This window comes from Variovorax sp. LjRoot130, assembly GCF_964253755.1.
Lineage (GTDB): Bacteria > Pseudomonadota > Gammaproteobacteria > Burkholderiales > Burkholderiaceae_C > Variovorax.
Genome location: NZ_CAXURM020000001.1, coordinates 4247528 through 4268111, shown reverse-complemented (window position 1 = coordinate 4268111; position 20584 = coordinate 4247528). Strand labels below are relative to the sequence as shown.

Annotated in this window: 16 protein-coding genes and 5 pseudogenes; 13 read left to right on the top strand and 8 right to left on the bottom strand. The window is 65.7% G+C overall.

Going from position 1 to position 20584, the window contains the following annotated elements; all coding sequences use genetic code 11:
- The first annotated feature begins 44 nt into the window (after positions 1-44).
- The 5 genes and pseudogenes from ACSQ86_RS21330 to ACSQ86_RS21310 all read left to right on the top strand — a co-directional run.
- Positions 45-1049 carry a helix-turn-helix transcriptional regulator gene (locus ACSQ86_RS21330; RefSeq protein ID WP_436310292.1) on the top strand — a complete coding sequence of 335 codons (1005 nt, stop codon included), beginning with the start codon at positions 45-47 and terminating at the stop codon, positions 1047-1049.
- A gap of 291 nt (positions 1050-1340) precedes the next feature.
- A complete protein-coding gene (locus ACSQ86_RS21325) occupies positions 1341-2666 on the top strand; it encodes an adenylate/guanylate cyclase domain-containing protein (RefSeq protein ID WP_436304956.1) in 1326 nt (441 codons plus the stop codon).
- Between the two features lie 445 nt (positions 2667-3111).
- Positions 3112-3327: pseudogene (locus tag ACSQ86_RS21320) on the top strand (integrase); the annotation flags it as partial.
- Between the two features lie 129 nt (positions 3328-3456).
- On the top strand, positions 3457-4662 hold the full coding sequence (locus ACSQ86_RS21315) for a sulfite oxidase (RefSeq protein WP_436304955.1): 1206 nt from the start codon (positions 3457-3459) through the stop codon (positions 4660-4662).
- Positions 4662-4961, top strand: a pseudogene (locus ACSQ86_RS21310) (c-type cytochrome); the annotation flags it as partial. The gene ACSQ86_RS21315 and the pseudogene ACSQ86_RS21310, both read left to right, overlap by 1 nt.
- Positions 4962-5299: 338 nt before the next feature.
- On the opposite strand, the pseudogene ACSQ86_RS21305 reads toward ACSQ86_RS21310, so the two are convergent.
- The 6 genes and pseudogenes from ACSQ86_RS21305 to ACSQ86_RS21280 all read right to left on the bottom strand — a co-directional run bounded on the left by ACSQ86_RS21305 (position 5300) and on the right by ACSQ86_RS21280 (position 9758).
- Positions 5300-6177: pseudogene (locus ACSQ86_RS21305) on the bottom strand (transposase).
- Complete coding sequence (tnpC, locus tag ACSQ86_RS21300) at positions 6177-7349, bottom strand: IS66 family transposase (protein ID WP_436304954.1); 1173 nt, start codon at positions 7347-7349, stop codon at positions 6177-6179. Before tnpC ends, ACSQ86_RS21305 begins: the two are co-directional and overlap by 1 nt.
- 96 nt (positions 7350-7445) lie before the next feature.
- Positions 7446-7784 carry an IS66 family insertion sequence element accessory protein TnpB gene (gene tnpB / locus ACSQ86_RS21295; RefSeq protein WP_436309550.1) on the bottom strand — a complete coding sequence of 113 codons (339 nt, stop codon included), beginning with the start codon at positions 7782-7784 and terminating at the stop codon, positions 7446-7448.
- Positions 7781-8167 (bottom strand): IS66-like element accessory protein TnpA, encoded by a 387-nt coding sequence (gene tnpA / locus ACSQ86_RS21290; RefSeq protein WP_436304952.1) that lies wholly within the window; start codon positions 8165-8167, stop codon positions 7781-7783. Before tnpA ends, tnpB begins: the two co-directional genes overlap by 4 nt.
- Before the next feature lie 329 nt (positions 8168-8496).
- Positions 8497-8880 (bottom strand): hypothetical protein, encoded by a 384-nt coding sequence (locus ACSQ86_RS21285; RefSeq protein WP_436304951.1) that lies wholly within the window; start codon positions 8878-8880, stop codon positions 8497-8499.
- Between the two features lie 161 nt (positions 8881-9041).
- Positions 9042-9758: an adenylate/guanylate cyclase domain-containing protein gene (locus tag ACSQ86_RS21280; RefSeq protein ID WP_436309549.1), complete on the bottom strand. Its 717-nt coding sequence runs from the start codon at positions 9756-9758 to the stop codon at positions 9042-9044.
- A gap of 480 nt (positions 9759-10238) precedes the next feature.
- Here ACSQ86_RS21280 and ACSQ86_RS21275 point away from each other — a divergent pair, with 480 nt between their 5' ends.
- The 6 genes and pseudogenes from ACSQ86_RS21275 to ACSQ86_RS21250 form a co-directional block, all read left to right on the top strand.
- Complete coding sequence (locus ACSQ86_RS21275; RefSeq protein ID WP_436304949.1) at positions 10239-10706, top strand: ferritin-like domain-containing protein; 468 nt, start codon at positions 10239-10241, stop codon at positions 10704-10706.
- Positions 10707-11105: 399 nt separating this feature from the next.
- A complete protein-coding gene (locus tag ACSQ86_RS21270; protein WP_436304948.1) occupies positions 11106-12164 on the top strand; it encodes a DUF3500 domain-containing protein in 1059 nt (352 codons plus the stop codon).
- Positions 12165-12368 (top strand): hypothetical protein, encoded by a 204-nt coding sequence (locus tag ACSQ86_RS21265; RefSeq protein ID WP_436304947.1) that lies wholly within the window; start codon positions 12165-12167, stop codon positions 12366-12368.
- A 42-nt stretch (positions 12369-12410) separates the two neighbouring features.
- A complete protein-coding gene (locus ACSQ86_RS21260) occupies positions 12411-12617 on the top strand; it encodes a hypothetical protein (protein WP_436309548.1) in 207 nt (68 codons plus the stop codon).
- A 248-nt stretch (positions 12618-12865) separates the two neighbouring features.
- On the top strand, positions 12866-13336 hold the full coding sequence (locus tag ACSQ86_RS21255) for a DM13 domain-containing protein (protein ID WP_436309547.1): 471 nt from the start codon (positions 12866-12868) through the stop codon (positions 13334-13336).
- 204 nt (positions 13337-13540) lie between these two features.
- Positions 13541-13726: pseudogene (locus ACSQ86_RS21250) on the top strand (MFS transporter); the annotation flags it as partial.
- 907 nt (positions 13727-14633) lie between these two features.
- Here ACSQ86_RS21250 and ACSQ86_RS21245 read toward each other — a convergent pair.
- On the bottom strand, positions 14634-16820 hold the full coding sequence (locus ACSQ86_RS21245) for a S8 family serine peptidase (protein ID WP_436304945.1): 2187 nt from the start codon (positions 16818-16820) through the stop codon (positions 14634-14636).
- A gap of 669 nt (positions 16821-17489) precedes the next feature.
- Here ACSQ86_RS21245 and ACSQ86_RS21240 point away from each other — a divergent pair.
- Positions 17490-19571: an LTA synthase family protein gene (locus tag ACSQ86_RS21240; RefSeq protein ID WP_436309546.1), complete on the top strand. Its 2082-nt coding sequence runs from the start codon at positions 17490-17492 to the stop codon at positions 19569-19571.
- 13 nt (positions 19572-19584) lie between these two features.
- Positions 19585-19815, top strand: a pseudogene (locus ACSQ86_RS21235) (ABC transporter substrate-binding protein); the annotation flags it as partial.
- A 36-nt stretch (positions 19816-19851) separates the two neighbouring features.
- Here ACSQ86_RS21235 and ACSQ86_RS21230 read toward each other — a convergent pair.
- Positions 19852-20535, bottom strand: a complete 684-nt coding sequence (locus tag ACSQ86_RS21230) for a GntR family transcriptional regulator (RefSeq protein WP_436304943.1) — start codon at positions 20533-20535, stop codon at positions 19852-19854.
- Positions 20536-20584 lie beyond the last annotated feature (49 nt).

Below are 20584 nucleotides of genomic sequence, written 5' to 3'. Positions count from 1 at the left end.
TGCGGACAGATTCCGCCCTCGATGCGAGCTACAGTCCTGCTGCCATGCTGACCGCCTCCTCGCGTCTTCTTCGCCTGCTCTCCCTGCTGCAGACCCGCCGCCACTGGGCCGGCGCCGAGCTCGCCGAGCGGCTGGAGATCCACCCGCGCACGCTGCGCCGGGACATCGACCGCCTGCGCGAACTGGGCTACCCCGTGCATGCCAGCAGCGGCGTGGCGGGCGGCTACGCGTTCCGCCCGGGCCACGCGCTGCCGCCGCTGCTGCTCGATGACGAGGAGGCGCTCGCCACTGCGATCGCGCTGCGCACCGCGACGGCCGGGGCCGTCACCGGCATCGAGGAGGCGTCGCTGCGCGCGCTCGTCAAGCTCGAGCAGGTGATGCCGTCGCGCCTGCACCGCCGGATCGACGCGCTGCGCTCCGCCATCGTCCCGCTCGATCGGGCCGGGCCGGTGGTCGACGCGGCCCAGCTCGCGCAACTAGCGGCCGCCTGCCGCGAGCAGTTGCGCCTGTCCTTCGACTACGCCGACAGCCAGGGCCGCGCCAGCGCCCGCACCGTGGAGCCGCAAGGCGTGGTGCACACCGGCCAGCGCTGGTACCTCGTGGCCTGGGACCCGGCGCGCCAGGACTGGCGCACCTTCCGCATCGATCGCATCGCGGGCACGCTCGCCATCGGCGCCCATTTCGCGCCGCGCCCCGCACCCGAGGGCGGCGACTTGCGCGCCTATGTGTCGCGCTCGCTCGCGGTCAACCCCTACTCCGAGCAGGCGCGCGTGGTGCTCCACGCGCCGCGCGCGGCGATGGCGCGGCGCATTCCGCCATCGGCCGGCTTGCTGGAGGAGATCGATGCGAAGCGATGCCTCCTCCAGTGCGGCGCGAACGGGCTCGATTCGCTGGTCTACTGGCTGATGGCGCTCGACGTGGACTACGAGGTGCTGGAGCCCGCCGCGCTGAAGCAGCGGCTGCGCGTCGCGAGCGAGCGTCTCGCGCGCTGCCTTGCGGCCGGCGAGAAGCCGAGGAAGAAGAACAGGAAGATGGCAGGGCCCGCCTGAGCGTCAGGCTTCTCGCAGCAGCGCCATCGCGTAGGCATCGTGGTACGGTGCCATCGACCCGGAAAGGCCTGCGCTTGACGCCCTCCATCTGGAATCCCAGGCGTTCGTAGGCCACAAAGCGGTCGCTCAATGTTCGAGGCGCGGACTTCTGCTGCTAGACGATCGCCCTCGCCGGAGGGCCAGCGGACGGAACCTGATGCGTGGCTATGGGCGTCTTAGCCCCTCGTTTTGTGGCAAGCTCCCGCTCGTGGACAAGTGCAAGTGGACCGGCGTGCGGAGGCTCAACCTTCTATGGTTCCCGAAACCCGATATGCGAGGAGCGGTGGCGTCAACATCGCCTACCAGGCGATCGGCAACGGTCCGCGTGATCTGGTGCTGGTTCCCGGCTGGGTGTCGAATATCGACGTCTTCTGGGAGGAGCCGACGCTGGCCCGGCTGCTGACGCGGCTGGCCTCGTTCTCCCGCCTGATCCTGTTCGACAAGCGGGGCACCGGCCTGTCCGACCGCGTCAACGACATGCCAAGCCTCGAGGTTCGCATGGACGACGTGCGCGCGGTGATGGATGCGGTCGGCTCGCAGCGTGCGGCCTTGTTCGGCTATTCCGAGGGGGGCGCGATGTGCGCTCTGTTCGCCGCCACGTATCCGGAACGGTCTTCGGCGCTCATCATGGGCGGCGCTTTCGCGCGACGCACACGGGCGCCCGACTACCCCTGGGGGCCGACGGCCGAGCAGCACCTGGCATTTGCCAACCAGATCGAACGAGACTGGGGCGGACCGGTAGGCATCGATGCCCGGTGCCCTAGTCTGGCCCAAGACGAGCGCTACCGACGGTGGTGGGCCCGCTGGTTGCGCGCCAGCGCCAGCCCGGCGGCCGCGGCAACGCTGGTGCGCATGAACATGGAGATCGATATCCGGCATGTCCTGCCGGCCGTGCGCGTGCCCACGCTGCTGCTGCACAGCAGCAACGACCGCACGATCGAATTCGGCGCAAGCCGCTACATGGCCGATCACATCCCCGGAGCCAAGCTGGTCGAACTGCACGGCATCGATCACGTTCCCTGGGGCTGCGACTGCGACGCTATCGTCGACGAGATCGAAGAATTCCTCACCGGCGCTCGGCACGACGCGGAACCTGACCGGCTCCTGGCCACCGTCCTATTCACCGACATCGTCGGCGCCACCGAGCGCGCCGCCAGCCTCGGCGACCGCCGCTGGCACGATTTGCTCGACAGCCACCACGCATTGATTCGCCACGAGCTGGAGCACTTTCGCGGCCGCGAGATCGACACCGCCGGCGACGGCTTCCTCGCCGCCTTCGATGGGCCGGCGCGCGCCGTGCGTTGCGCCTGTGCGATCTCCGAGGAGGTGCGTGCGCTCGGGCTCGAGATCCGCGCCGGGTTACACACCGGCGAGTGCGAATGGATGGGAGGCAAGGTCGGCGGCATCGCTGTGCACACCGGCGCACGCGTTGCTGCACAGGCGCGCGCCGGCGAAGTGCTGGTCTCCGGCACGGTCAAGGATCTTGTCGCAGGTTCCGGGCTCGTGTTTCAGGATCGAGGAGTGCAAAGCCTCAAGGGTATCCCTGGCGAGTGGCGGCTGTTCGCGGTAGAGCACTGAGGCGCCTGGCAAAACCAATGAGGCTCCCGGACCGCCACCACTGACCGCGCCTGAGCTCGTTGCTCGATGAGCTGCTCGACCTGGACGCGCGCGGACAGGCACATCGGATGGTGCTGCTGCGTACACCGCTCATGTCATGAGTTAACCACCAACGACTGCTTGGAGCGGCGAATTCGGGTGTGCGAAAGGCTGGAACGGGTTGAGAGCGGCGCCGAGCGGCTGCTTTCTGGCATCCACATTGATTGGCTGGTCATGGCCGGCTTGCGCCTTACGAACTAGGCATACTGCCGACCCAAGATCGAACGTCAGGCGCCGCGAATGCGGCTGTTCGGCGCACACAGCTAAGCTGCGGGTCTGCTGCAGGCGGACACTCCGGATCACCCCAGACAGCGCGGAACGTTCCAGGCTGCGCGTGCGCGAGATCTTCGAGGAAGTCGACGAACGCATGGTAAAGGAGCGGTGTGTGATGGCGGAGCTGGACGCGGGTTTTAGCGCGCACTCGCTAAGAGCGGGCTTCGTGACGGAAGCCGGCCGACAGAACATGCCGCTGCCCGAGACGATGGCGATGACGGGCCACCAGAGCGTCGCGACCGTCATGGGGTACTTCCGGGCCGAGAGCGCACTGGGCAGCAGGGTCAGCCGGATGCTTGACGAAGATTGAATGCCTGCAAGCTGGGGTAATCGTTCCGTCGGTGCAAGAGCCCCGAAGATGTCCTGTCAGTAACTACCCGGATGTGAGCTTCTTGTCTGGGCACTATGTTTGAACATCCTTGCCGACAGGGGCCCGACCATGAAGTCCCATCCAGATCTCGCCCGTCGCAGCTTGCTTGCCGGGACCGCGAGCGCTTTGGCTGCAGCTAGCTTCCCAAGGCTGGCGCAAGCGCAGTCTGGTCCGGCATCTGCGCGCGCCAGCCTGCCGCCGTACGTCGCCTGGAAGAATGCCGACCACCTGATCGTACATACCGCTACGACGATCGAGACGAAGCGATCCGCCTACGGCACGAGCATCATCACCCCGGCGGACCGGCTGTACATCCGGAACAACTTGCCGGCGCCGGACGCCTCCATCGTCGCCAATCGCGACGCCTGGTCGGTATCGGTTGAAGGAGTCAGGCAGCCGCGCACGCTGACGGTTGCGGAACTGAAGATTGTGGGGTTGGAGACCGTGGCCGCGGTGCTGCAATGCTCCGGTAACGGACGCGGCTACTTTGCCGACAAGCCGAGCGGCACGAAGTGGACCATTGGAGCCGCCGGCTGCGTGATCTGGAGCGGGGTGCCGGTGCGAGACGTGGTGGCCGCGCTGGGCGGTATTGCGGAAGGAGCGCAGTTCATGACCGGCACAGGTGGCGAGATGCTGCCTGCGGGCCTGGATCCGAATTCCATCATCGTCGAGCGTTCCGTGCCGCTGCGCGCCTTCGAAGACGCGCTGCTGGCCTGGGAGATGAACGGCGAGCCGGTTCCACACGCCCATGGTGGACCGTTGCGCCTGGTTGTGCCCGGCTACAGCGGCGTGAACAACATCAAGTACATCAAGCGGCTCGCATTCACTCAGGCGCAGACCGAGGCGGCGATCCAGAAGACAGGTTACCGCATCTCTCCACCTGGCGCGAAGGGAGATCCCAGCCATCCTTCGGTCTGGGAGATGGACGTCAAGTCCTGGATCAATGGGCCGGGGCCCGAGACGGGGCCCGTCAGGGCCGGATGGATCCAGATCCATGGTGTGGCCATGGGCGCGACTCGCGCGTTGCGGCGGGTGGATGTTTCACTAGATGGCGGGCAAACCTGGCGGGAGGCGCGCTTGGTGGGCCCCGACCTGGGCCCATTTGCGTGGAGGCAGTTCGTTCTGCCGGTGCGTCTCCAGCCGGGGCAGTATCTGCTCGCGTCGCGTGCTCAAGACGTCCAGTTCAACTGGCAGGTCGAAGCCACGCCGTCGAACGGCGGCGGATACTTGAACAGTGGGTGGCGCGTACATGCCTTGCCCATCACCGTCGTGTGATGCGACCCGCACTGTGGCACTTGACGCTCAGCGCGTATTTGGCAGGTGTCGCGCTGGCAGCCCATGCGGACGAGGAAGGTCGCCAACTGTTCATCTCGGTCGTGCCGGCATGCGCCCTCTGTCACACCCTGAAGGACGCCGGTGCGACTGGCGCGGTGGGGCCTTCGCTGGATGAGTTGAAGCCCGACGCACAGAGGGTTGCAAAAGCCGTACGCAACGGCATCGGCCAGATGCCTGCTTTTCCCCAGCTCACGGAAGCGCAGGTTCAGGCACTGGCCCGTTACGTCGAAGAAGCGACCAGGTCATCGGCCCCGACGGCGGGCGAGCATCGGCGACCGCATCAGAAGATGACCGATGACATCGGGAGTCATTGTCGAAATCCAGGGCAACGCGGATGCGCCGCATTGCCCTCCCTGCCATATCCATGCACCGCTAAGAAGAAGCAGGCGGCCATCTTCGACACTTCAGTTGAACGGCCCACCTCGGGTGGGATCAAGTTCTGCAGACCATCCTTAGCTACTTTGCGGCGCAAAAATCCGAGCGGTCGCTGAGGGGCTGAGCGGGGACAGGTGAAGGCAGCCATCGGAGGGCTGGATCGGGAGTCGGGATGGTTGGGGGCCGGTGCGATGACGGCCGTCTATGGCGCGGCCGGCGATGCCAGAGCGATGCCGATATTGATCAGGTTGTCGGCGATGACGCCAAGTCCGACCCATCGCTTGATGCCGGCGGCCCCCTTGTAGCGACATCGGTTCAAGCCGTGGCGGCGCTTGAGCAGGCTGATGCGCCCCTCGCAGCCGGTGCGCCACTTCTGCGCGCTGCGGAACCAACGCTTTTTGTGCAGCCTGCGACGGTCGGCGCTCTTGGTGCACGAGGTTGGGGATCGCCACGCGCTTGACGCCGCGCTCGCGCGCGACAACCTCATTGCGCAGCGAGAAGAAGCCGGCGTCGGCGGTGACCAATCGCGGCGGTCAGCCGTTCGATCTACTTCATGGTGCGCGTGAGCACGCGCACGCCGTCGCCCAGCAGCGAGCCGTCCGTCGGGTAGTGGATGTTGGTCTCCACGACGGTGGTGTCCACGCGCATGCGCCGGCCCTGGACGATCTTGTGCTCCTGAGCGATGGCCACTACACGCCGATGTATCTGCTCGACCACATCTGGCCCCAGCGCCACCCCCAGCTTGCCCAGGGTCTTCGCGTCAGGGACTTTGCACGCACCAACCCGGGTGAAGTGGCGGTACACGAGATTGGCCCGCACCTCGCGCTCGAGAACGGCGTAACTCCAGTTGCGCATGTGCTTGAGCAGCAGCAGTCGCAGCACCACCTCCGCGGGCGTGCCCTTGCGCCCGCGCGTGAGGCTGTGCGTCCAGCGGCGCGCCAGCACCTCGTAGACCAGTTGCACCAGCCGCGCGTCGGCAAGCACCTGGTCGACCTGGCGCATCCAATCTTCCCACAGCCCGGCGGCCTGCTCAGCGATCCAGTCATCGGCGGTGCTGGACGGGCGACGGTGCCGTTCGATCACGTCAGGCCTTCTTGGATGCCTTGGCCCGGCGCGCCCGGCTCTTGTCCTTCTCGCGTGCCAACGCACGCAAGAACTGCTCGCGGTTGTCCGCCGCCACTTCGGTGGCGACCTCCTGGAATCGCACCCACGCGCGGTGCGCGTCCTTGAGCGACTGCGCTTGCCCCGGGGGCACGTAGACCGAATTCGCCTTGCCGTCGGCCGTGAACTTCAGGTACAGGTGCGGCCCGTGACGACGAGCCGGATCCGTCGCGCAGGCGCGCGCCACGCCCCACGCAGAAGTCGTAAATCACGCCCGGCACCGGATCGAAGGCTCCGCGTGCGTAGGCCCAGACGTAGGCCTTCCTAGTCTTGCCCCGGCCCGGGTCGAGCAGGGCCACCGGCGTCTCGTCGGCATGCAGCACCCGGGCCGAGAGTACGAAGCGCTTGTGTGCGTCGTACAGCGGCTCCAATGCCGCGCCGCCGCGGCCGGACCAGGCCGCCAATGTCGAGCGCGGCGTGTGCACGCCCGAGCGTGCGTTGATGGCCTCCTGGCGGTAGTAAGGCAGGTGATCAACGAAGCGGCTGATCAGCGTATGCGCCACCAGGCCAGCCGCGGGCATGCCGCCATCAATGAGCTGCGGCTCGACGGCTTCCTGCACCAGGCGCTGACAGCAGCGGCACGCCCACTTGCCGTAGACGCGCCGGTGCACGAAGAACTCCGCCGGCACGATGTCCAGCTTCTCGCTGATGTCCTCGCCCACGCGCACCATTGGCTTGCCGCAGCCCGGGCTTGGGCAGGCGGTGTCTTCGGGCTCGTGGTTGTGCTGCACGCGGCGCAGATGGCCCGGCAGAGGCTGGCGTCGTGGCTTGCGCTTGGACGAGGCGTTGTCGTCCGGCGGAGGCGTGCCCTTCGCCTGCTCCAGTAAAGCCTGCAGAGCGGCCTCGTCTTCGGCCAGCGTCTCCTCGAACAGCCGGCGCTGCTCGGCGCTCATCGCCTCGGACTTCACACCGAACTTCCATGCCTTGTGACGTGCCAGTTCGAACGTGAGCTTCTCGAGCTTGGCGTCCTTCAGGCGAATGTCCTGCGCCTGGCGCTGGATGTGCTGCAGCATCTGCTGGGCGAGCGCCGTGACCGCTTCGGGCGTCAGATCTTGAAGGTCTTCATCCTTGAGGTCGCGCAGGTCCTGCATGGGTACGCATCGTGCAGGTCCGGCGGCTTCGCGTCATTGGGAGTTGCGCTGTCAACGCGCGGCATGCCGATGCAGGCTTCCTTCACCGCTGCGAGCCTACAGCCGCGTGATCGCACTCATCTCCGGTAGTCGCTCCCAGGGCAGTCCCACCACCAGCGCATCGAACTGCGCCTGCGTCAACGACAGTGGGGTCGCAGCGCAGCTTTCGCTGGGCCACACGAAGCGGCCGGCGTTGAGCCTCCTGGCCGCACACCACACGCCGAAGCCGTCGTGCACGAGCAGCTTGATGCGAGTGGCCCGCACGTTGGCAAACAAATAGCCGTGGTGCGCACGAGCGCTGCCGAGGGCGTGCACGACATGAGCCATCAAGCGCTCGGCGCCGGCACGCATGTCCAGTGGCTGGGTGCACAGCCACAGAGCGTCGATGCGGATCATCGCAACACTTCGCGAAGCCACGCTGCGCAGTCGGCTGCCGCTGAGATCGGCCACACGACGCTCACGCCGAGAGCGCCGCGCTTGAGCTCGAGCCGGATCGTCTCGGCGGGTACGGCCGCCGCACGTGATGACGCCGGTGAAGGAGGCGGCGCCGGCAACGACAGCGCAACGAACTCGGGCGCAGACTCGGCAACCGTCGTCGATGCTGCCGATCGTACGGGACTGGCCCCGCGACCGCGACGCCATTGATGCACGAGGTTGTCGTTCAGCCCGAACGACAGCGCAACCGCAGCGACTGAGGCACCAGGTTCGGCGCATGCCGCCAGAACCTGCGCCTTGAACGCTGCGCTGTGACGCCGGCGTTGCTTCGGATTGACGTCCATAGATGTCCAGCTAACTTAGATGGACAGCATGGTCTCCGGCTTGGCTTCAGATCTCAAGGTGGGGCGGCCGGCCGCTTACAACGCATGCGCGAGGGGCGACGGTACTTGGTCGGCGATCGGTTCAGGGCTGCGGATCTCACGTTTGCCGCGCTCGCGTCACCGATGCTGCTTCCTGCAGGATGCGGTGCCGCTTACCCTGTGCTCGACGAAGTGCCGCCTGCCGTGCGCGAGGAGGTTCGGGGCCCGCGCGACACCGAAGCAGGGCGATTCGTACTCCGCCTGTACTCGGAAGAGCGCGTCCGCGCTCCGCGCGGTGCCTGAGAGCCTTCTCAGGTCTTCGCCGACTTCTTCGGCGCTCTACTCGCGGCCTGCAGGGCCGCCGCCTGCGCAGCGTGCTTCTCGGCACGCGAGGGCCTGTGGGCCTTGCCAGCCTTGGCCTCCTTGGGCTCCTTTTTTTCCTTGGGCTTCTCCTTGGCCTGCGGGTGGTGCGTCCTCACCAGCTTGTCGACGGCCTTCGCCCTCGGCTGCTGCGCTTGCGCTTGGCGCTTCGCACGCTCCTCCTTGAGCAGGCGGCGCTCCTCGGCCAGCGCCTGTTCGGCTTCGGACGGCTCATGGTCTGCCCCCAGCGAGTGGACGCGGTCCATCTTCGCCTGGTGAAGCATCGCGCCGTTCTTCGCGATGCGGTGGGTCAGCGATGCGATGCGGATGGGCATGTTGCGATCCTCATGGTGGGTGGAAGACCAATGTAGGCCAGTGCGCCGCGTCCTGCCAATCGATTTGTGTGGCTTCGCCCTTGCGGCAGTGAATTTCTGCTGCCGGAGAACGGACTGTCGCCAATACCTGCTTCTGGCCGGCGACGGACATCAGCCATCGTTTATCGACAAGACTCAAACGGATGCGAGCCGATCCACCGTATCAGGGAAGCGCTGGACAAGCGCCAACGGCGCGCGCGCCGGGATGTCCGAACGGTCACGTCCACTGCGTTTGGCGCGAAGTGTCGGTGGGTGATTCTTGCCTGCTCTACCAACGGAGCCCTCGCCAGTTCGTCAGTCCTAGCCGCCCGGGGTGCCCGCAGCAGCCGCAACGCGCTGATGGGCTTTGCGATGTTCTTTACCTTCTGTTGGCCGATGTCCTCGAAGGCAGCGCCTGTGCGGTCTGAGGCGAACTCCTGCACAGCGTGGGAGACGACAACGCCTCCCGGCTCCGCCACCGCCTGCAGGCGCGACGCGATGTTGACGCCATCGCCATAGACCGTGCCGTCCGGCTTCTCGATCAGGTCGCCGACGTGGATGCCGATGCGAAACAGCAATCGAAGGTGCTCGGGCGCAGCGTCGGCCCGTGTCGCGAGATCTTCCTGGATCTCAACGGCCGCCCGCACTGCGCCAATCGCCGTGTCGAACACAGCCAGCACCGAATCTCCGGATGTGTCGACCACTCGTCCGCTGGCCGCCTCGACATGGCTTCGAAAGACCTGGCGGGCCTCATCCAGCGCGCTCAACGTGCCCAAGTCGTCGAAAGACATCGATTGCGAATAGCCGACCGCATCCGCTGCCAGGATCGCCAGGAGTCGATGTCGGATGCCGTTTTGCATGGCAGCTTGCGTCTAAGCAACCCTTACTGCGTCTGCGCCATTGTCAAGCCCGAGCGCCGAAACGCCAAATGAGCACCGTGGCTTTAGCGCCCTGCATGGTCGTCGAAGACTTGATGATCATCCCGCTCGCGCTTGTGATGGCGGACAGCGGCGGCGCAGGCTGGGGCAAGTGATACCGCATCCTGATGAAGTCGCATTGGCAGTTGGGATGCAATCTGATCATTCTGGCCAGGGCCGCATGCTGCTTTGGCGCTCGGAATGGAAGGGATTGCTAAATACACGCACAACCGTGTCGACAAGCTTCTATGAGTGGCAAATGATCCCCCGTGCTTCTTGGTCGACGCAAAACGTGATGCGGGTCGGACTCGTCAAGACGCCGTTGGATCCGTTGTCTTTCGCCGTGTGCCGCGACTACGCTCACCTCGCAGCAGTGCGGCGCGCGGCGCATAATTTGCTCCCCCTCCATCCGGAAGCGCTGACATGGAACAGTTCGATCAAGCGAAGGTCGTCTCCGTGCTCAACCGGCTACTTGAAGCCGAGCTGGCCGGCGTGGTGCGCTACACGCACTACTCCTTCTTGGTGTTCGGCTTCGGCCGCATTCCCATCGTCTCGTGGCTGCGCGAACAGGCCAGCGAATCGCTGCTGCACGCGCAGCAGGTCGGCGAGTGGATCACCACGCTCGGCGACTACCCCTCGCTCGCGATCGGGCCACTGCTCGATTCGCACCAGCACGACATCGCCGCCATGCTGCGCGAATCGCTCGACACCGAGGCGCGCGCGCTGGCCCTGTACCGCGAGCTGCTGTCGCATGTGGAAGGCCGCTCGGTGGCGCTGGAGGAGTTCGCGCGGCAGATGATCCACGCCGAGGAGTTGCACGCCGCGGACGTCGACAAGATGCTGCGCAAGCCAGGCGACGTGGCGGCGTTCTCGTCGAAGCCGGTGCCCTGAGCGTTCTGCCGCCCGCAGTCGGCAGCATGAATGGCGTACTGGCCCCGCGCCGGAGCCGAAGCAGGCGCGACCCTCCCCAGCGTTTCGGCCGGTGGACTGCCTTGCGAAACGCTTGGGCCATCCGGGCGTGTGCAAGAAGCTCATCCGTTCATCGAGCCCGAGTATGTGGCTGACCGCATCGAGCGCATCCAGCACATGAAGGCAAGCATCATGGCGAGCACAGAGAAGGGTTCGCGGTGCCTATCTCAATGACAGCCTCCGCTGCATATCGGATCCTCACTGCCGCACCCGCCTTTGTGCCGCGTGAGTCGCAAGTGCTATGACCCCCAACTCGACTCGCCACCCCAACTCAGGCATTCTTGCACCTGTTCATTGGTCATTTCAGGTAGAAGACCAACCATGCTGCTGCGCACTCTCTCCGCCTGGATGACCTGCTGGACCTTGTTCGCCGTGGTGCCCCTTGCCGCCGCCGCGGCCGACACCAGCCGCGCGGCGCAGGCGATGACGGCCGCGGCGCGGGCGCTGCTGGAGGCGACGCCGGCGGGACAGCGGCCAGAGCTGCTGCGGCCGTTCACGCTGGAGGCGCGCGGCGATTGGAACTACACGCCGCGTAGCCGGCCCGGCATTGCGTTCAAGACCATGGAGGATGCACAGCGCCAGGCAGCGCAGCAGTTGCTGGCCGCGGCCTTGTCGGAGCCGGGGCTGGTCAAGGTGCAGGCCATCATCGCCTTGGAGATCGCGCTGCGCGAGATCGAATCCTTCGGCCTCTCGCGCGATCCGGAGAACTACGCCATCGCGTTGTTCGGCACGCCGGACTCCACTTCGCCCTGGGGCTGGCGTATTGAAGGGCACCATCTCTCGCTGCACTTCACGCTGGCCGACGGCCAGGTAGTGGCCACGCTGCCGCAGTTTTTGGGTGCCAATCCGGCGCAGGTGCCGCGCGACATCGCCAACAAGGGCCCGCGCAAGGGCCAGCGCGCGCTGGGCGAGGAGGAAGACCGCGCCTTTGCGCTGCTGGCCGTGCTCTCGCCGGCGCAGCGCCAGCAGGCCATCTTCAGTGCCCGGCCGTTCGGTGACATCGTCACGCGCAATGCCGCCCAGCCGGACCCGTTGGCACCTGTGGGTGTGGCCTTCAGCGCCATGGACGCAGCGCAGCAAGCCTTGCTGCTGCGCATCATCGAGTCGCAGGCCTCGGTGGCCGAATCGTCGTTGGCGCAGCAGCGACTGGAACGCGTGCGTGCGGGCGGCCTGGACGGCATCCGCTTCGGATGGGCCGGCGCCACCGAGCGCGGCCAGCCGCACTACTGGCGCATCCAGGGCGCGCGCTTTTTGATCGAATGGGACAACTCGGGCGGCAACCACATCCACAGCGTGTGGCGCGACTTCCAGGGTGACTGGGGGCGCGACGTGCTCGGCGAACACTACCGCCGCGCGCGTGCAAGCAGCCAACGGCACTGAATGTCGCGTTCTGCCAACGGCATCGAACGCAGGCTGCAGGTCGAAACGCAGGTGTCGGTCGGCGTCTGCGCCATGGTGGCCGCCGGCCTCAGCGTGTCGCTGGTCGATCCCATCACCGCTCTGGAGCATCGCGGCGGGGGCCTGACCTTCCTGCCGTTCGAACCCGTCATGGTCATGGACCATGGGAGCGGGAGAAGCGAATAGGCCGCTGCTTCATACTGTGACTCCAACTGCAGGAGGCACGACATGGCGGACACGAGCTTCGAACACCACGGGCACCAGGTCGATATCAAAGTCTGGCAAACTGAATCGCGTTGGGGGTGGTCGTTCCAGATCGATGATCGATTGCCGGTTGAGAATGTTCAAACCGGTACGCACTCGGAGGAACAGGCGCTCATCGAGGCCAGGCACGAGGCAATCGCGGCGATCAAGGCGCTTGACGCAGCACCCTAGTCTGGCGAAGGGGATGGGGCGTTGCTTCATTTCACGCTGGCTTGTGTCAGCGCATGCGTTGGATCGGACGCGGAGTCGATGCACCCAAGGCGGCAACGCGCTGGAACTTCGCGCAAGGCGGCAATCGCTATCTTTTCGAGAGCGCCATGGTGGATCAGAATGGGCTGACCCTAACGACGCCTTGGGCGCGCGCCCCATGTCGACGTCTTTCTCAAACCCGTGGACTGCGACGCATTCGAAGGAGACTCATGAAGAAGATTCTCCTTCTCATCGTTTCGCACGCTGTCGTGGCCGCTACGGGCTTCGGCGTGGGTATCTATGCCTTACCCATTCTCACGGCTCCGCCCGCGCCTGCGCAGGCCGAGGTCGCGGCACTGGCCGCGCAAGCGCAGTTCACCGGCCGGTTCAGGCGCGACCTGACAGACAGCGATGCCCTGCACTGGGGTGAGGGCACGGTGGCGGTGAGCCGCAGCGCGGTATCGTTGCAAGGCAAGATCGCGCCCGGGCCTGACTACAAGCTCTATCTCGCTCCGGAGTTCGTTCAGACCGAAGCCGACTTCCTGCGGCTGAAGCCGAAGATGCTGCGCGTAGGCGATGTGAAAACCTTCGAGAACTTCATCGTGCCGATGCCGGCATCTGCCGATCCGACGGCCTACAACACAGTCATCGTCTGGTGCGAATCGTTCGGCCAGTTCATCACTGCGGCCCAGTACCGATGACGCGGATGCGCCAACGCGCGAGAGTGGCGTGAAGGCCGCCTGTCTGAAAGTCCGACGAATCCCTCGCCGCTGCATGCATGGACACCGTAAGCGTCGTGGCGCCGGGTCCTTCGCCAACAGGCTCTCCAGCACATCGACGTGCGGCGGTCTCGAGTTCATGACACTGCGTAATGCGATGTTGGCGCCGTCATTCGCTTGCGCGGCCGGGCGCTGCAGGCGACCGGCGTGGGCTTCGCGCTGGCAGTATCCGTTGCGGCCCTGGTGGGACCGGCGCAGGTAGCGGGGCGCGTGCTGGAGTTCAGCGTGTTGCAGCGTTTCCATGCGCTGCTGTCGGCGCGGTTGGCCGCGATGGCGCATTCCCTTGGCGCTGCGGCATGCTGCTGTCCCGGTCGAACCCAAGCGGGAGGACTTGGCCGAACAAGGCGTCTCACCCTTGAGACGCGCCTGCGCGCTCCCACAAGAAGGGGGATCGATGATGAGCGGCTTCTGAGCTGGCGCCGGGGGTGCTCAGCCAGCGCTGACATGCCTGACCCGGCATTTCCGCTTCAATTTCAGCGGACGATCGAAAAAGGCCGCGGTCGTTTCGGGTCGGGGCAAGAGCCCTGTTGATTGGCGTTTTTCTTACGGGCTCCCGCTGCTCTGACCCACTGCCTACGGTGAACTGGGCAGTGACATTTGACGCCCGATCATTCTCAAAGGATCTCAGATGAAACTGAAGCGACGGGCCATTGCACCTGCTCTCATTGCCCTTGCTCTTGGCGCTAGCATCGCGCCCTCGATCTACGCAGCCGGGGGCGGAGGTGGAGGCGGGGGTGGCTCCGGCGGTGGGGCCGGCAGCGGGGCTGGCGGCGGTGGAGGCTCCGGCGGGGGCGCATCTGGCGGCGGGTCTGGAGCGGCCTCGGCCTCCGGAAGCGGCCCCGGCAACTCATCGACCTCCAATGCGAGTGCCACCGGATCAGCCAACGCGGCGACACCGGCCACCCCAGCGACCCCTGCGACCCCGGCGACTCCTGCGACGGCAACTTCCCCAGCTGCACCCGCCACCCCTGCGACACCGGCAACGCCGGCAACGCCGGCAACCCCCTCAGCTGCATCAACGAAGAAATAGCTGCGGCGCACCCGCAAAGACAGCCGTTGGCGCGATGCAAGGCGGATCGGCGGAAATGGGCGCCAGGCCCGCACAAGGCACTTCGCAGGGTAGGGCAGGGCAGCGTCGAGAAAAAGGCCTGCGCGAGGCGGGCTTTGAAGGGGGATAGTGAAACGGCGTGGTTCGGGCCGTAGCCGGGATTCGCGAACTTTAGCGTCGACCCAGGACAACCTGTGACGCCTCGGCGAATCGATCGATGACGAAGTCGATTCCGCGCACCTCCCATGCCACACCGAACCACACGTTGTCGGTCCCCGACCAGCGCCGAATTCGGATTTCGTAGGTCTCGCCACGTCGCGCCGCGAACTCGGCGATCTCATAGCTGTTGTCCCACGTATCGCTCGAGGCCACCGTCGCGCCGGTTGAATCCCGCACGTGCAGATCAAGGTCGACCGCCAGGACCGATGCGATCGGCAATTTGATGCCAAGGATGCTGAGCATCGTGATCTTCGAATCCCATGCCAGTGCGACCTTGACGGTGGGCGACAGCAGCACGCGGGGCACGCTGATGCGGTAAACATAGGTCAGGAAGCCGTCGGCGCCGACATCAGCCGACACTACCGTGCCGACGTCAAAGCCGCGGCGCGCCGGCGTATTGTTGCGGCCGCGGCGGGCGCGAGCGATCTGCACAGCGGCGTTCGTGTCGATGGCTCCGGCGCCGTCGGACGCGTCGACGCCAGCCACCACATCGTTTCGCCACGTGCTCCCGGCGGGGTTGCGCCAGGCGGCGGCCATCATGATGGCGCGGCAGCCTTCGGGCCACGAGCGCAGGGTCGCGTTCGCTTGCTGAATCAGTGCCACGCCGCCGGCCACGGCCGGGGCTGCCATGCTCGTGCCGCCGAGGGTCAGCTCTACGGCAGTGACACCGGTGCCGTTGGCGGCGATCTCGGGCAACTCGCGGTCACCGTGCGAAGAACCGGGGTTGCGGAACACCGAATCCGAGGCCATTCCGCCGGCCGCGTCGTTGTGGTTACCCACGGCCAGGCGGTTGAAGCCTTTGTGGTTGACGAACTCGGTGTCCGCGCCGTTGCCAGCCGCTTCGCAAATGGTCGGATAGGGCCAGTGGAGCGCCAGATGGTCCTTGTAGACGTCATCGAACGACAGGCCGGCAGAAGTCTGCTCGTCGGGACGATGGAAGCTCTGGCTGATCACCGTGCACTCGCGGTCCTGCACTGCCCAGCGGAGCGCGTCAAGGTCGCGGCTGTTGGCGGAATGCAGGTTGCAGTCGGGTGCGTGGCCATGGGGCGCGTTGCGCTCGACGTTCTTGATGATGCCGTGTGTATGTCGCGAATGCTGGCTCGTCGCCGGGCTGCTGTCGAATTGATCGGTGATATCCAGGAGGCTGGTGTCGTCGGGGCCCAGCTCGTAGACGGCCACGTTGATGCCGGTGCCGGTGAAGCCCAAGGCATGCGCATCGTCGGCGTTGGCGATGCCTATGGAAGTACCGAGATCATCAATACCTTCTGTCTGGTGCAGGAACACCGCGGCCACCTCGGGCAAAGTAGCGAGCTCGGCCACGCGGTCGGCGGCGACGGTACCGAAGACCACCGGCGCAGCGCTGTCGATGCGGTCTATCTTCATGCCTTGTCGCTCCGCTACCTTCGTGAAGCGGGCAGCCGCAGCCTGCCCTTCCTCTAGTGCCTTGGCCTCTGCAGGGAGGCGGCGGCGGACCACGCCCCGCGCTGGCTTGTCCGGAAGTTCGGCCTCCGGACTGTCCAGCCAAACCGCCACGGGTACTTTGCGTGCCGGCTGAGCCTCGATGCGCGCGTGCAGTGCGGGGTGCAGCTTGCCGTAGACCTTGTGCTGACGCCGTGCAAGCTCGGCAAACTCGCGGTCGATGTCGATGCGCTTGCCTTGTGCATCGAAAGCCAGTTGCGCGGGCTTGCGCGACTTGCGGTCCTCGGACTTGAAGACTTCGACCATGCCCGCCGCACAGGGGCCGATCAGTGGGCTGCGGCTGACCTTGAGATCGTCAAAGCGCAGACGTACCGCATGGCGGATCACGGCGTCGCGCGGCAGCGGGGCGCTTGTGTCGACCACGACAAATGGGATCTCGGAGTCCGGCAAGCTCTTGCCTGAGCGTTTGGACCACAGTTCCTCCACCCGCAGCATGTGCGAGCCTGGCGTGAGTGTCGACGTGTCGATCGCTGCACCGCGGCCGTCGGCCTGCGCTTTGACGTTGACACGTTGGCCTGCTACCGCGACGCCGCGCCAAGCCTCGGGCGAGACTGCAGCGTCAGCGCTAATCACGATCGCTCGTCCGCGCGGCACCACCTCGCCAGCTTGAAGTTCGACGGCATAGCCGGGTCTGCGATTGACCGTGTCAGTCTTGGACATGGGATCCCTTTCGAGAATGCGGACCGGCGCATCGTACATAGGGGTCGGTGATCTCGACATCCCCAGTAAGCAATAGACCGTGACCTATGCATGTCGAACAAGTTGGCGGAGCCCGCCCAGCGGCAGAAGGTCGGAGGGAGCCGTCCTGATGAGCGACTCTGTGAAAGTTTGGAATAGGTATGCAGCGAGGTTGGGGGAAACTCCTTGATGGTCGCCTATTGACCTCTGGCTGCAGCCCGGTCGCGCATCTCCGGAGTGACTTCGAACAATCGGGCAAGAAATTCAGACGGGCTTGCGCTGGCCTCGTGCGCGCCAACCGCCGGCTTCAGCAAGCCCTGGGGTTCCATAGGAATGTGGCTGCTGATCCGGATCTCGGCGAGTTCGCGTGCTGAATCAGTGGACCTTAAGACTGCATCCGGCGGGAGTACGATGCGGAACCAACGGGAACTAAAGTTGTCCTCCCCAAAGACTCCGGCGCTGACGCGTCGCAGGCGTCGAACTCCAGCACCGAACAGGCATTCTGGGGGGGTGTCCGATGCGCATCGCGATCGACACACAGTCCCGGCGGGCGAGCCACTCGGAACGGCTGGCAAGGGTCCCTGGCAAGTCGCTTGGGTGTTGCTCGTTCCCTTGGCACTTTGGTTGGGTCTCGCCAAGACCGCATTGGTCATGGATGCACTGCTCGCGGCGCCGGAAGATGGCGCCGGATGGGTGGCGCTGTTGAAATGGCTCTGGTGGTTCGTTTCCCTGCGCTTCCTGCTCGCGTTGCTCGCGGGCTATGCGATCCAGAGACTGGTGATGCCGCGACACCGATGGGTGTTCTTGCCGATCGCCGCCGCTATCTCGGTCACACTCGCGCTCGCGTTTCCGCAAACAAGTCCCGACGAGACCCTGGACCGGACGTTGCGCGTGTGGGCAATCATCGCGGCCGGCCAGGTGACGGGCCTGGCCGCCTGCTTGTGGCGCGACGCCATCTCCATCGGCTTGACGGCGCTCGCGATGGGGCTGGTGCTCGCACTCACGCCGAGGCGGGCTCAGCGCGGCATCGTGCACTTGCTGCAGTTGCTCGTGCTGCTGCTGTGCGCTTTGGTCGGCATCGACCTGGCCTATCAGCTCGCCACCGGGCAGCCCGGCAGTTTGAGGGTTCTGTTGTTCGCCGTTTTGAACGCCAAGGAACTGGCGCCGCTTGTTGCGTCGGAAGCGACTCCCTTCCGGGTGCTGGCCATCGCGGGTGGCATCCTCGTCGCCGCGGCCTGGGCTTGGCGCCAACGTGCGCTGGCCAGCACGCCCTTGTTCGGTGGGCCGCGCGCGTTCTTGGGTGGCGCGGTAGCGCTGGCGCTCTCGTTGGCGATCGTGCTGCCGACCCCGGCCCATGGCGTGCTGCCGCTGCTGCGGCACACCGAGGGCACGCTCATCACGTTGGCCATGACCGCCGCCCCTACGCTCGCCCACGATGTTCAAGTGAAAGTGGCACAAGAGTTCGAACGGACGCACAAGCCGCGCTGGCACAGCGCCCACATGGCGCTCAAGGAGACCGAGAAGACGAATCGCCGCAACGTTGTGATCGTGATGCTGGAGTCTGTGCGCGCGGAGTCGACGACTCTGCACACGCCGGCGCTGCAGACGACGCCGTTTCTATGGAATCTGGCCAGCAAGAGCCTCGTGGTCGAGGACATGACCGCAGTCATTCCGCGCACCGCGGCGGCGTGGATGGCTGTGCTCGGCGGCCAGTATCCGTTGGCCAACGAGGGCACCCAAAGCTGGGCCAACGAGAACCGCAAGCAACCTCGCATTCGCTCGCTGCCCTCCGTTCTGCGCGACGTGGGCTATGCGACCAGCTTCTTCACCCCCACGGATTTGCGATTCCAGAATGACCTCGACGTCATCGACACTTTCAACTTCGAGTTCATCCAGACCGAACAGGAGCTCATTCACCCAGAGGCCGAACGCGTCACCTATTTCGGCATCGCGGACGAGTGGATGGTCCAGCCCATCCTTGACTGGACAGCTGCTCAATCCAGGGCCAAGCGTCCGTTCTTTACCGCCATCATGACCAACGTGGGCCACCACAATTTCGAGACGCCCTCGACGTGGCTGAAGATGAGGTTCGAAGGTGTTTCCAATCCCAAGCTGGAGGCCTACTACAACTGCCTGCGTTATATCGATGGCGTGCTCTCGACCCTCATCGAGGGCTACCGGCGCCTGGGGGTGCTCGACGACACCATCCTCATCATCGTAGGCGATCACGGACAGATGTTCGACGAACATGGCGCCAGGCAGATTCACAACGCCATTTATCAAGAGGGCCTGCATGTCCCGGCGCTGATCTACGCGCCCGGGATGGCACTGCAGCCCGGTACGGTACGCGGTCCCCGCCAGCAGATCGACATCCTCCCGACCATCGTCGAACTGCTCGGTTATCGCGTCGAAGGCGCGGAGCTGCCTGGCCAGTCGCTTCTGCATGCGGTCGATGCGAGTCGGAAGCTTTTTTACACGAGCAGCATCGACTGGTCGTTTCTGAGCGCCCGACGCGGTCAGCGCAAATACATCTACAGCTTCGACCGCCAGCCGATGGAGGTGTTCGACCTCGACAAGGATCCCAAGGAACTGGTCGCGCTCGCCGATGTCGACGCTCAAGAGTTGGCGAGCACGAAGCAGGACATGCTCGAGTGGCGCATGCATGCGGAACTGTCGATGCTTGCCCGTCCCAGCGATGGCGCCGATCCGTTGAGTCCTTGGCTTCGCCAATGATGGATTGGTCCTGGGCGGCTTGAGACCGCTTGAGTCAGATTGCCGCAAGCACGCCGGACTCCGTCTACTGCCCGGTCGCTTCGTGGTGATCCAGCAAGCCATGGGGGTGCCAAAAACAAGAGGAGCGGGCGCCGCGCGTGCACTTCACGTTTTCGTCGAAGAGATGAAGGACAGCGGGTTCGTCGCCGACGCATTGCAACGTCACGGCATTGAGGGCGCCTCAGTTGCGCCGAATGAGGCATAGGTCAAGGCTTGCCGTCCGCGGCGTCATGTTGCCGCTTCACGCGGCGGTGCGCGCCTTGAGGTTGGCGACGTAGCTGTTGCGCGTGCCGGTGACGTGGGCGCGCATCAGCGCTTCGAAGGCGGCGAAGTCGCCGGCACGAAACAGCGCCAGCAGATTCGAGTGCTGCTCGAAGCCGGCCGTGTGCAGCACGTCGGCCGGCGCCGACAGGTGCGTGCGCAGCGCCGCGATCTTGGTCGCGGCGGTGGCGTAGGCGGCCTGCATGTACGGGTTGCCGCAATGCTCGAAGAAGGCCTCGTGCAGCCGCGTGTCAGCGCGGCCGTAGCGCACTGCGTCGCGCGCGGCGCGCGCCTCCTCCATCTCGTCGATCGCCGCCTGCAGCGCCGCGGCGGTGGCTTCGCGCCCGTTCTGGTAGGCGAGCTCGGCCGCGCGCGGCTCCAGCAGGCAACGGAATTCGCAGATCGCGGCGATGTCGGCCTCGCTGGGCTCGAACACATAGCTGCCACGTTGCGGCCGGATCACCACCAGGCCGGCCAGCTGCAGTTGGTTCAGCGCTTCGCGCACCGGGGTGCGGCTGACGCCGAAGGAGCTCGCCAGCGACTCCTCCGGAATCATCTCCCCCAGCGCGAACTCGCCGTCGATGATGGCTTCGCGCAGGCGCTGTGCCACGAGGGCCGCGAGTGATTTGGGAGCTTCGATCTTGAATCGGTTGGATGCAGACACGGTGCGATGGAGGCTGATGGAGTCGGGCAGGGCACCCAGGGGCTTATAG

Bases quoted from the DNA above. Each gene is read 5' to 3' on its own strand.
- ACSQ86_RS21280 (WP_436309549.1), bottom strand. From the start codon at position 9,758: ATGCAAAACGGCATCCGACATCGACTCCTGGCGATCCTGGCAGCGGAT.
- ACSQ86_RS21255 (WP_436309547.1), top strand. From the start codon at position 12,866: ATGAAGAAGATTCTCCTTCTCATCGTTTCGCACGCTGTCGTGGCCGCT.
- ACSQ86_RS21260 (WP_436309548.1), top strand. From the start codon at position 12,411: ATGGCGGACACGAGCTTCGAACACCACGGGCACCAGGTCGATATCAAA.
- tnpC (WP_436304954.1), bottom strand. From the start codon at position 7,349: ATGCAGGACCTGCGCGACCTCAAGGATGAAGACCTTCAAGATCTGACG.
- ACSQ86_RS21285 (WP_436304951.1), bottom strand. From the start codon at position 8,880: ATGCCCATCCGCATCGCATCGCTGACCCACCGCATCGCGAAGAACGGC.
- ACSQ86_RS21330 (WP_436310292.1), top strand. From the start codon at position 45: ATGCTGACCGCCTCCTCGCGTCTTCTTCGCCTGCTCTCCCTGCTGCAG.
- ACSQ86_RS21275 (WP_436304949.1), top strand. From the start codon at position 10,239: ATGGAACAGTTCGATCAAGCGAAGGTCGTCTCCGTGCTCAACCGGCTA.
- ACSQ86_RS21270 (WP_436304948.1), top strand. From the start codon at position 11,106: ATGCTGCTGCGCACTCTCTCCGCCTGGATGACCTGCTGGACCTTGTTC.
- tnpA (WP_436304952.1), bottom strand. From the start codon at position 8,167: ATGGACGTCAATCCGAAGCAACGCCGGCGTCACAGCGCAGCGTTCAAG.
- ACSQ86_RS21315 (WP_436304955.1), top strand. From the start codon at position 3,457: ATGAAGTCCCATCCAGATCTCGCCCGTCGCAGCTTGCTTGCCGGGACC.
- ACSQ86_RS21240 (WP_436309546.1), top strand. From the start codon at position 17,490: ATGGATGCACTGCTCGCGGCGCCGGAAGATGGCGCCGGATGGGTGGCG.
- ACSQ86_RS21265 (WP_436304947.1), top strand. From the start codon at position 12,165: ATGTCGCGTTCTGCCAACGGCATCGAACGCAGGCTGCAGGTCGAAACG.
- tnpB (WP_436309550.1), bottom strand. From the start codon at position 7,784: ATGATCCGCATCGACGCTCTGTGGCTGTGCACCCAGCCACTGGACATG.
- ACSQ86_RS21325 (WP_436304956.1), top strand. From the start codon at position 1,341: ATGGTTCCCGAAACCCGATATGCGAGGAGCGGTGGCGTCAACATCGCC.
- ACSQ86_RS21245 (WP_436304945.1), bottom strand. From the start codon at position 16,820: ATGTCCAAGACTGACACGGTCAATCGCAGACCCGGCTATGCCGTCGAA.